The sequence below is a fragment of the Chamaesiphon sp. VAR_48_metabat_403 genome (assembly GCF_031422475.1).
GTDB lineage: Bacteria > Cyanobacteriota > Cyanobacteriia > Cyanobacteriales > Chamaesiphonaceae > Chamaesiphon.
In genome coordinates this window covers 1-10,327 of record NZ_JANPLS010000192.1, presented here as the reverse complement: position 1 = coordinate 10,327, position 10,327 = coordinate 1, and the positions used below count along the sequence as shown (strand labels likewise).

Annotated in this window: 8 protein-coding genes; 1 reads left to right on the top strand and 7 read right to left on the bottom strand. The window is 46.2% G+C overall.

Going from position 1 to position 10,327, the window contains the following annotated elements; all coding sequences use genetic code 11:
* The 3 genes from RMO79_RS09205 to cobJ all read right to left on the bottom strand — a co-directional run.
* Positions 1–1,539: C1 family peptidase (locus RMO79_RS09205; protein ID WP_310482825.1), on the bottom strand; the 1,539-nt coding region annotated here is incomplete at its 3' end.
* 31 nt (positions 1,540–1,570) lie between these two features.
* On the bottom strand, positions 1,571–2,224 hold the full coding sequence (locus RMO79_RS09200) for a ribonuclease T2 (RefSeq protein ID WP_310482823.1): 654 nt from the start codon (positions 2,222–2,224) through the stop codon (positions 1,571–1,573).
* Positions 2,225–2,559: 335 nt separating this feature from the next.
* On the bottom strand, positions 2,560–4,317 hold the full coding sequence (gene cobJ / locus RMO79_RS09195) for a precorrin-3B C(17)-methyltransferase (protein ID WP_396136560.1): 1,758 nt from the start codon (positions 4,315–4,317) through the stop codon (positions 2,560–2,562).
* A 389-nt stretch (positions 4,318–4,706) separates the two neighbouring features.
* Here cobJ and RMO79_RS09190 point away from each other — a divergent pair, with 389 nt between their 5' ends.
* On the top strand, positions 4,707–5,804 hold the full coding sequence (locus RMO79_RS09190) for a glycosyltransferase family 4 protein (RefSeq protein ID WP_310482819.1): 1,098 nt from the start codon (positions 4,707–4,709) through the stop codon (positions 5,802–5,804).
* Between the two features lie 49 nt (positions 5,805–5,853).
* Here RMO79_RS09190 and RMO79_RS09185 read toward each other — a convergent pair whose 3' ends face one another.
* From RMO79_RS09185 to RMO79_RS09170, 4 genes are all read right to left on the bottom strand, one after another.
* Positions 5,854–6,258 carry an NUDIX domain-containing protein gene (locus RMO79_RS09185; protein ID WP_310482817.1) on the bottom strand — a complete coding sequence of 135 codons (405 nt, stop codon included), beginning with the start codon at positions 6,256–6,258 and terminating at the stop codon, positions 5,854–5,856.
* A 178-nt stretch (positions 6,259–6,436) separates the two neighbouring features.
* The gene (locus RMO79_RS09180; RefSeq protein WP_310482815.1) at positions 6,437–8,296 is read right to left on the bottom strand and encodes a ribonuclease J; all 1,860 of its coding nucleotides are present in this window, start codon (positions 8,294–8,296) and stop codon (positions 6,437–6,439) included.
* Between the two features lie 555 nt (positions 8,297–8,851).
* Positions 8,852–9,760, bottom strand: coding sequence for a 4-hydroxy-tetrahydrodipicolinate synthase (gene dapA / locus RMO79_RS09175; protein ID WP_310482814.1), 909 nt, complete (start codon positions 9,758–9,760; stop codon positions 8,852–8,854).
* Between the two features lie 305 nt (positions 9,761–10,065).
* Positions 10,066–10,327 (bottom strand): Asd/ArgC dimerization domain-containing protein (locus RMO79_RS09170; RefSeq protein ID WP_310482813.1); only part of this gene is annotated, 262 nt, incomplete at its 5' end.

Below are 10,327 nucleotides of genomic sequence, written 5' to 3'. Positions count from 1 at the left end.
GATATTACAGGCTGGTGCCCATAGCGTACAGGACTCGATCGGCAAATTATAACCTGCCAGCCCTTTTAAATGACCGCTGGCAATTTTCCCCTTTGTCGTCAACAGCTCGACGATTGGGGCATGGAAAATAGCTCCCGCGCTGTGTCCCACTACATGGATCTCTACATCTTCTTCCCGCACGAGTTTGACAAGCTGTTCAAGTGCTAATCGTGCGCCGCCAGCCTGGTTAACGGTAGCACCGATCGCATTTTCTTTCATCTCATTCCACATCGCTTTGCCCGGACCACGAGCCACCGGCTCTAACGCATCATCGAGTTGATCGAGCAAAAAATCTTTAGCATCATCCAATATCCCTTCCGGTCGGCGACGACGCAGCGATTCCCCTAAGATATTCGTTAGTGTTGTCCAGAAGTCACTATGCCAAATAAATGAGATTGGATAGACTTCTCGATCGAGTAATGTCGCCCGATAGTCAGCTAACCGCTGTACCGCAGAGTTTTCGTCAACTAGTCCACCATGCGCGTATAACAAGATCCGTTTTTTCGTCCAACCTTGGGTAATCCGTGGAAAATCAGTTTGGAAAATTCTCTCGATGTCTTCTGGCGATGTACCAAAATCTCCACCTGGTTTCAATAGTCCATCATTACCCAGACTGATAATATGCGGTCTGAGATCGGCAAATGATAAAACTAATGGATTATTCGCTGCGGCTGAATGACTAATTGCTATAGGTAAGTTCCGATTCAACTCGACCGCCACACCCAAGCGACAAACCCAAATATCATTGCCATTGATCGACCAATCATCGTAGGAAATACACGCAAATCCATTTAATCCCCATTCCTTTCCCCACGAGTTTTGAATCCAAAACCCCCGATCGTCATAAGCGACGATGGCAAAGGCATGACCGCCTAAGATTTTAGCTGTTAACGGGATCGAACCTGCGGTAGTAATCTGATTCCAGCCCTCATGAACGGTGGCCGTTGCATATAAAATCCCTACTTCGGCGATGGCGGCGTGCATGGCAACCAGATCTTGATGGTTGACTCGAAAGTAAGATCCTAACGGTCTTTTGACTGCATCTCTAGAGCGCGGGTCTGTTAACTGACGATCTACAGTTGTCGGTGAATAAATCCATAGTTCTTGCGTACAAACTCCATGCTTATGCCATCCTTTCATGGCACCTCTAGCACTGGAGCCATCGTAATCTTCACCAGCCCACTCATCGTAACGCTTTGCCATTTCGTACAACATGCGCGGACTAATTTCAGTGCGATCGGGAACCACTTTCCGACGGCGGAGTAGATAATGCACTACAGTGGCTAATCCAAACCCAGTACACGCACCCTCTTGTCCTTGGTTTAAGATCGGTACTTGCCACTGTTTATATTCTTCAAGGTCGATCTGCGATGGCACTTCAACCAGCGTGGATGCATACATTAAATCCCGAAAATCTAAACTATCAGGACGGACATTGTAGCTGCGTTTGGGGATAGCTCGATCTTTGTCTGAAGTTTTTTTTGACTTAGTTGTTGCCATATAAATCTACTCCATTTAGGTAACATTATTTCTAACCGCGAACGGGTCTTAACACAACCTTAGCTCGACATTTATCGGTTACTTTTCGGCCACAAGTTCGGGATTGATTATTCTTGTCATAACAAACTCGAATTTCTTCTAAATATCGACTCTTACAATCGATCGCAATTTTGCCACTATCTAGAGTCGGATTGACTGCAATCAGATCGTTTTCTAAATCTTTAACGCTAGTCATGATATAGTCCATCGGTTGTTTGTATTTAGCAGGAATCGCGATCGAATTATAAATTTGTCGCGTTAGTTGAAAATATTTTTCGACCGATAACCCGCTACAAGTACCGTGTTTATCCCATTCATGTTGAATCAATGTTTCACTGGGCATGATATCTAACATTGAATCTACAATTGGCTGAGGTACTGTTGTTTGGACGCTACAGTCGGCGGGAAACCCCCCATTTTCATACTGCGGCCACAATCCATGTACGACCAGGCTATATCGCCTTTCTCCACACTGGGTCGAACTAGGATTGTTATTAGAAGCACAATATTCGGGCGACCAAGACAGGCTCATTACATAATAATCAAATTGTCCCGCGACATTTGCGCGATCGGCTGCCCAGGCATTTCCCATACCTACACAAATCGTCAAGCCGATGACTAGCAAAAGTTTTATTACCTTTAGCATTGCTTTGCTCCTGATTTTATAATTTTTATGGAGTATTTACACTGAATAAGTTGTTTTTATTCGGCGTGCCATTCCGATCCGATCGCTGCAATTTCCTCTGCCGATCGCAGTTAATATTTTATTGAATTATTCAAGCTTCGATCGTCACGCATTCATCCCCGATGCGATTATTTCAGCAATCTCAAACTAAGGTTTTGAAAATTCAGAGTTAACGGTAGTTATTAGCTAGAGAATATCAATATATTTCAGAAAATAATTCTAAACTACATATTATGTAATATAGTATTTCTGTTTTATAGAACCTGCCAGTACTCCTTCCTTACTTCTTACTCAAATCATTGATAAGATCGCGGCGTATATACCCAACTCCCACCATCGGCGCGGGGAATGAGGCGCGTTTGACTAGAGCCGATGAGAATTACCGTTCGCATGTCTGCCGATTCGGGCGCGAATTCGCCTAAAGTGACTACCTTTACCTCTTGCCCAGATCTGCCCAGATTGCGGGCGAGAATGACCGGGGTGGTACTCGATCGAGATTTCATGAGTATTTCCTTGGCAGCGGCTAATTGCCAGCTCCGGTGGCTGGAAATGGGGTTGTAGAACGCGATCGCAAAATCGGCTTCGGCGGCGGCGGCAATTCTGGCGGCGACTACTTCCCAGGGTTTGAGGATATCTGAGAGCGAAATCGCGCAAAAATCGTGTCCGAGTGGCGCGCCCACCGCAGCGGCGGCGGCTTGCATGGCAGAAATACCGGGGGCAATTTTCAGATCGATAGTTTGCCATTCTGGCTTGGCTTCTTTATCCAGAACTTCTAGTACCGCCGCCGCCATCGCATAAATCCCCGGATCTCCTGAAGACACGACGACGACATTTTTACCACTGGCAGCTAAATCTAATGCTAGTCTGGATCGATCGAGTTCGACCCGATTATCGGAGCCGTGACACTGTTTCCCCACACTCAAATCTTTAACTAAATCTAAATAGGTATGATAGCCGACTAAATCTGTCGCGGCTAAAATTGTCTGGCGGACTTGTGGCGACATCCACTCAGCCGATCCGGGACCAGTGCCGACTATAGTTAGTTTACCTTGCGGTTGTCCGATCGAGTTTGGATCGATCGGTTCTGTGGCACTGAGGATGTCTAGGGAGCGGGGAGCGGGGAGCGGGGAGTTGGGAGCGAAAAGTGCGTTCTTGGGGTTCCCCCAAGTGAAGCACCTTTTCAAGACAGATAGGAGGGGGGGAGGGGACTGGGGGACGGGGGGACGGGGGGAAATGGGAGCAAGGAGTTGGGAGTTGGGGGTTTGGAGGGGTATTAATGTCAGGTTTTGGTTCCATTCTGGGGATTCTACCCAGCGAATGGGGAGATTTAAACTAGTGCTAATACTAGCGATGGCGGCTCCGGCGGGTGTTTTGGGGAGAACGATACAAGCTACCGCAGCGAGGGCGAGATTTGCTGCTGAGAGTCGATGGTGGATAATTTCGATCCACTCCAAGATGGTAAATTGGGAGGGTTTCTCGATCGCTAAGACGAGGCTGGTGGGATGATATACCAGTTGCGCTGGACTGCCAGAAATTGCTTGCGTAGTGACGATAATTTGACGCTCACCATCGGCACAGAAGGGGATATCGCTAGCTGTCAGCCACGGTGCATCGCCATCTAAACTGACACTGATACCTGCAATCAGATCGGCGATAAAAGTTTTGACATGTTCTGGGTTGGCAAGTCGGTAACCCTGTGGCGGAGCGGGAAGCACGGTATTAAATTGCAGCTTCCCGGTGGTGGTAATCGCTGGCTTAATTGCCAATACTGCGGCAATTTGCTCGGCGAGATCGTTTACGCCTGTAATGCCACCCAGTAGCGGTACTACGGCACTCCCATCTGCGGCTACCGCCACCACAGGCGGCTCTGTCTTACTATCTGTCAAAATTGGTGCCAATGTCCGAATCAAGATTCCCGTCGCGCACAGCCCAATTATCGGTACGCCCTGACAATATAATTGCCGCACGGTATCGCCAAAATCCGTAAAGCTCACATCCACATCTGTAGTTCTACCTGTCAATCCATACAATTGCGCTCCTGGTAAGGTTGTCATTAATTGACGAGCTGTGGGTACGCTAATTTGGTTGAGGACGACAACGATGGGAGGATGTCTATCGAGCACGATCGAACGAGTGAGGGTCTTTCTTATCTTATCGTTGAATCTGGCGCACACTGATGGATTTGAGAATTTAGCGATCGATATTGCAGCTTTCCAGAGCATCTAATTTTATACTGTTCGATATGCGGTCGATCGCAATCCTCTAATTAACCCAAGTTGCTAGTTATGGGTTTTTAGTGGGATGGGTGTTAGGTTTTAGCTATTAGGTTTTATCCCATCGCTAATACCCAATACCCAATACCTAATACCAAAATCTTTAACATTGGTTATAACTAGCAAAGCAACTTGCGTTAATTATCTAAATACTTTATTTTTTCGGATCTATGGCTCGTAAAACGCTTTTATATGTCATTACCAAATCCGAGCTAGGTGGTGCCCAAGGGCATGTCTACGATCTGATCTCATCGCTATATCGAGATTATGAAATTCATCTAGCAGTAGGTAAACCCGGATTATTAACAGACAAGGTGGCTGCGCTAGGGGTGAAAGTTCATATCATACCGAGTTTACAGCGGCGGATTAGTCCGGTTAAAGATATTCGGGCGATTAAAGAATGTGTAGATATTATTAAATCGATCGAACCAGATTTAATTCATTGTCATAGTAGTAAAGCTGGAGTCGTCGCTCGATTAGCTGCCAAAACTTGTCGGGTGCCAGTCATATTTACCGCACACGGTTGGGGTTTCGATCCGCGCTCTCCACGCCTGCAACGCAATATTGCTTTAGGCATTGAAAAAATCTTAGCTCCCTGCTCTACTAAAATTATTTGTGTCTCAGAAAGCGATCGTCAACTCGCAATTTCTCTGCAAGTAACGGCTCCAGAATTAGTCGTGACGATTATGAATGGCATCGCACATGGCACCACTCCAACTGCCACACCTTCGCAACAGCCACCTAAGCTAATTATGGTAGCTAGATTCAATCGCGGTCAAAAAGATCAGCATACTTTAATGAGAGCGATCGCGCGCGTAAAAAGTCCAATCGAACTCGATTTTGTCGGTACTGGCCCCGATTGGGAGGAAAGTAAAGCACTCGCTAAAGATCTGAGAATTGACGATCGCGTTGCTTTTTTAGGCGATCGATTAGATGTGCCAGATTTGTTGGCTCGATCTCAGATTTTTGTCTTGAGTACGCATTACGAAGGCGCACCGATTAGTATTCTTGAAGCGATGCGTTGTGGCTTACCAGTTATTGCAACTAATGTTAATGGTATTCCCGAACAAGTAACCGATAAAGTCACTGGTTTATTAGTTCCACATCAAGATATCGATGCTTTAACTAAAGCGATTTCTAATTTGATCGTAGATCCGATCGTTCGCCAACAAATGGGCGATGCTGGTAAAAGTAAGTTTTTTCAAGATTTCACGGTCGAGCAAATGGTTGAGAAAACTCAATCATTGTATCTATCTGTTTTAAGTTAGATTAGTTGCAGTTGTGGCAAAATATCGATCGGACAAATCCTGACTTATTTTATTGCTTAACCATCACCACTCGATCGTTATTATCGAAGTAATCCTTAACTCTGACTACTTGTTTGTGGACTATATTTCGAGGTAATTTATTAAAATCAAAATACTCAATTTCTTTTGCTTCTTCATTATTTTGTAGATTGCCAGCAACTACTCGGCACTTATAAGAAAACACCAAATCGTTTTCTTCCGGTTTCGAGTAAATCCCTATCAATTTTTCGACAACAATATCTAATCCTGTTTCTTCTTTTACTTCCCTAATCACACAGTCCCAAGGTGCTTCTCCATTTTCCACGGTACCACCCGGTAAATTCCAGAGATCGAGATCGGTTCTCAAACACCATAAAATCCGATTTTCTGCATCTGTGATGATGGCAAATGCCCCAATAGTGAATGTTTGTTTCATATTTATACAGTACTTTCCAGTAATATGCAGTACGTTATTAGTTCGGAAAGGGGGGAGCGGGGAGCGGGGAAGGATTGTACTTCACAATTTAGGAACGTGCTGTATCGACATTAAAAAGCGGGAGGAGCAATTCATCAATTACCCCTCCCGCTTTTCGTAAATTATGGCAGTCGGGATGTTACGATCCGACTTTAGCTGTCGATCGTTGTTTGCGACGACCGATTGGTGCAGCACCCGCAGTAGCCACCTCATCCGCAGCACCGACAGCAATACTAGCCTTCCGAGGCGTATTACCATCTTCAGGTGTCTGCATCATTAGTACTAGTAGCGGGCGACTTTGCAATTCGCGGCGTACCAGACGTTGGAGTGCAGATTCTAATTCGATTTGCAGTCCAGTCCAGTCTACATCAACTTGACCGGATTCAAACGTGCGGGCAAAGCGTCCCCATCGCTCGATTAAGGTATTTTCGATGGTTTTTTGAATCAATGCAGAAATTAACGATGGTTCGACACCAGTGACGACACCGCGCAGATTGACTTGCGGTTTGACCATCATTTTACCATCTAGCCCGATCGCCAGCGCAACTGTGACTACACCGTCTCCGGCTAACTGTTTGCGTTCTTCCATTACCTGTGCTTGGTCGTGGACGATACCAGCGTTATCGACTAGTTGTATTCCCGACGGGACTTTACCATTTTTACAGATGCTATTTTCAGTCAGTTCGACAATATCGCCATTGTCGATAATAACCATATTTTCGGCGGGAATGCCCGTACTTTGAGCGGTTTGGGAGTGCTTGATCAGCATCCGGTGTTCGCCGTGAACGGGGATAAAGTATTTAGGACGAGTCAGACTCAGCATTAATTTCTGATCTTCTTGGCAACCGTGTCCGGAAACGTGGATGCCTTTATCGCGTCCGTAAATGACGTTGGCACCTTGCATCATCAATTTGTCAATGGTGTTGACTACGGCGATGGTGTTGCCCGGAATTGGGTTAGCTGAGAAGATAATTGTATCGCCTTTACGGATGCGGACTTGGCGGTGTTGACCGTTAGCAATCCGCGTCATCGCAGCGAGGGTTTCGCCTTGAGATCCGGTGGTGAGGACGAGGACTTTATCGTCGGGGAGATGATTGGCTGACTGGAGCGGCTCGAATACGTCGTCGGGACAGTTAATATAGCCCAAGTTGCGCGCGTGAGCGATGACGTTGAGCATCGATCGACCGACTACACAGACTTTCCGATTGTACTTCATGGCGATCTCGATCGTCATGTTGATCCGGTGGACGGAAGATGAGAATGTTGTGACCATCACCCGACCTTTTGCTAAACTGATAAACCTGTCGAGGTTGGGGAATACGGAACGCTCGGATGGTGTAAAGCCAGGAATCTCGGAGTTGGTAGAGTCGCTGATCAGACACAGCACGCCTTTTTCACCATGTTCGGCGAGTTTGGCGTAGTCGTATGCTTCGCCATCGACGGGGGTATGGTCGAATTTAAAGTCGCCAGTATGGATGACGACACCGACGGGAGTATGTAAGGCAACTGTAAAGCTATCGGCAATCGAGTGGGTATTGCGGATAAACTCAACGAAGAAGGATTCGCCAATTCTGACGATATCGCGGGGGGCGACTGTTTTAATTTTAGTCCGATCGGCAACGCCAGCTTCTTCTAATTTACCTTGCAATAGTGCCATTGCTAGGCGAGGGCCGTAGATAATCGGAATGTCGAATTGCTTGAGGTGGTAGGGAATTCCACCGATATGATCTTCATGTCCGTGGGTGACGATCATCCCTTTAATCTTGTGCTGATTTTCTCGCAGATAGGTCATATCTGGCAGGACGATATTAATGCCATGCATTCCATCGGTGGGGAATGCCAATCCAGCATCGAGCAGTAAAATCTCGTCATTAATTTCAAAGACGCAGGTATTTTTACCTATTTCATGTAAGCCGCCCAATGGGATGATCTTGAGGGTGGGTTCGGATGGATTTTTAGCAACAACTTTGGCTTGCGATGATTTGAGAATTGGACTCATTTAGATAAATTTAGATAGTTGGATGATTGTTATACAAAACTGTTTTTTTCGATGTGTCGATTGGCAGCTACTAATTCAGTTAGCTGTCATACCTGGTCATTAAAATCGAAACCTTTTAGCTGTGGTGGTGCGCTGCTATATTCCGATCGCCTAACTGCTTGGAAATCGTAATTTAAGTCGATCGCGTCGATCGTCACCACAGTCATTGAAACTCTTTCGAGCTATGCCATTTACACTCTAACATGTAAATAAAACTGGTAATCTGGCTTGCTAAAACTATGCGCTAGAAATTTGCACTGGCTGTTATTAAACTAACTGAATATTAATTATCTAGAACCGAAATCGATTAGTATCGGTCTCACATCCATCGGTCGAGCTTGGCTCAGAGTTCTGTCGATTTTGAATTTATTACTTCGATCGGACTGATACTGCTAACTCGTCAAATTTTAACCTAGCAGCTTTCAGACTTATTAGCATTTTTCCTCGTTATCTTAGTTGTATCATATTATTGGCAATGGGTCAATCGGTTACCATGCGATCGCTCGATTCGATCGATTAGCTGGGGTCGCTACTGCTGGTTGAGATTAAGCCCTGTTGGTGCAGCAGTGCTTGAATCTGCGGTAGTAATTGGTTCGGTAATTCACACATGGGCAACCGCAAGCCGCCGACTTCCCAACCTTGCAGTTTTAAGGCGGCTTTAATCGGCATGGGGTTGGGTGCGAGGAATAGCCCCTTAAACAATGGCAGCAATTTGATGTGCATTGTCATCGCGAGCTGATTTTGCCCGGAGGCAAACGCCGCAATCATCGCTTGAATTTCAGTTCCGACCAAATGACTGGCAACGCTGACTACGCCCGTACCGCCAACAGCTAGAATCGGTAACGTCAGAGAGTCATCGCCTGAATAAATTGCAAAATCTGGTGGCGTAAGGCTGCGAATTTGGCTCACTATATCTAGATTACCCGTAGCTTCCTTAATTGCCACAATTCCAGCTAATTTAGCTAGTTTACCGATCGTCTCTGGCTCTAACTGTTGTCCGGTACGTCCGGGAATATTGTAGAGCATCATCGGTAGGTCGCAAGCTGCCGCGATCGCCTCAAAATGTTGGTACAAACCAATTTGCGGGGGCTTATTATAATAGGGCACTACTTGTAAACTGCCATCTACTCCTAGTTTAGCAGCTTTTTGGGTTGCTTCGATCGCTTCACTCGTAGAATTCGATCCGGTACCTGCAATTACTTTTGATTTACCCGCCACCGCCTTTTTGACGATTTGAAACAGCTCGTACTCTTCATCCCAACTCAAGGTTGGCGATTCTCCCGTCGTTCCACAGACGACAATTCCATCGGAACCATTGTCGGCTAAATACGCCGCTAATCTCTCTGCTTCTGCATAATGAACGTTCCCATCGGTGTCGAAGGGTGTAACCATTGCCGTAATGACTCGTCCGAAATCAATTGTCATGGGAGAGGGGGGAGATGGGATGACCTGTAGGGGCTGGTTTGCGGCGCGCGCTCGCCTTTGTTCCCCGATGGTTTAGCGCGACAAGACAATGCTATCAATCACTGATGAACTAAAAATCTCGTTCAAACCCGCCCTCCCCCACCAATAACTCCTTCAATAATCGATTGTTGCTGGTGGGGTTGGGCGGGTTCGTTTGATATTTATTGGTGAAATCGATGATTTCTAGCATAAACCCGCCCCTACAACGTATATGAATAAACCTGAATTTAGAATTGCGGATAGATCTCCGCGTCACACCAAACCACCTACTTCCGTTTGAGCCAATTCTTCTCAATCAACAATTCGGCAATTTGCACGGCATTCAGCGCAGCACCCTTGCGGATTTGATCGCCGCAGAGCCACAATTCCAAGCCATTAGCATGGGAGATATCCTGACGAATTCGTCCGACTAATACCTCATCTTTACCCGAAGCATCGATCGGCATCGGAAAATAATTCGCTTTCCAGTCTTCTACTAATTTTACACCAGGAGCAGTGGCTAAGATCGATCGAGCCTCATCTGGATCG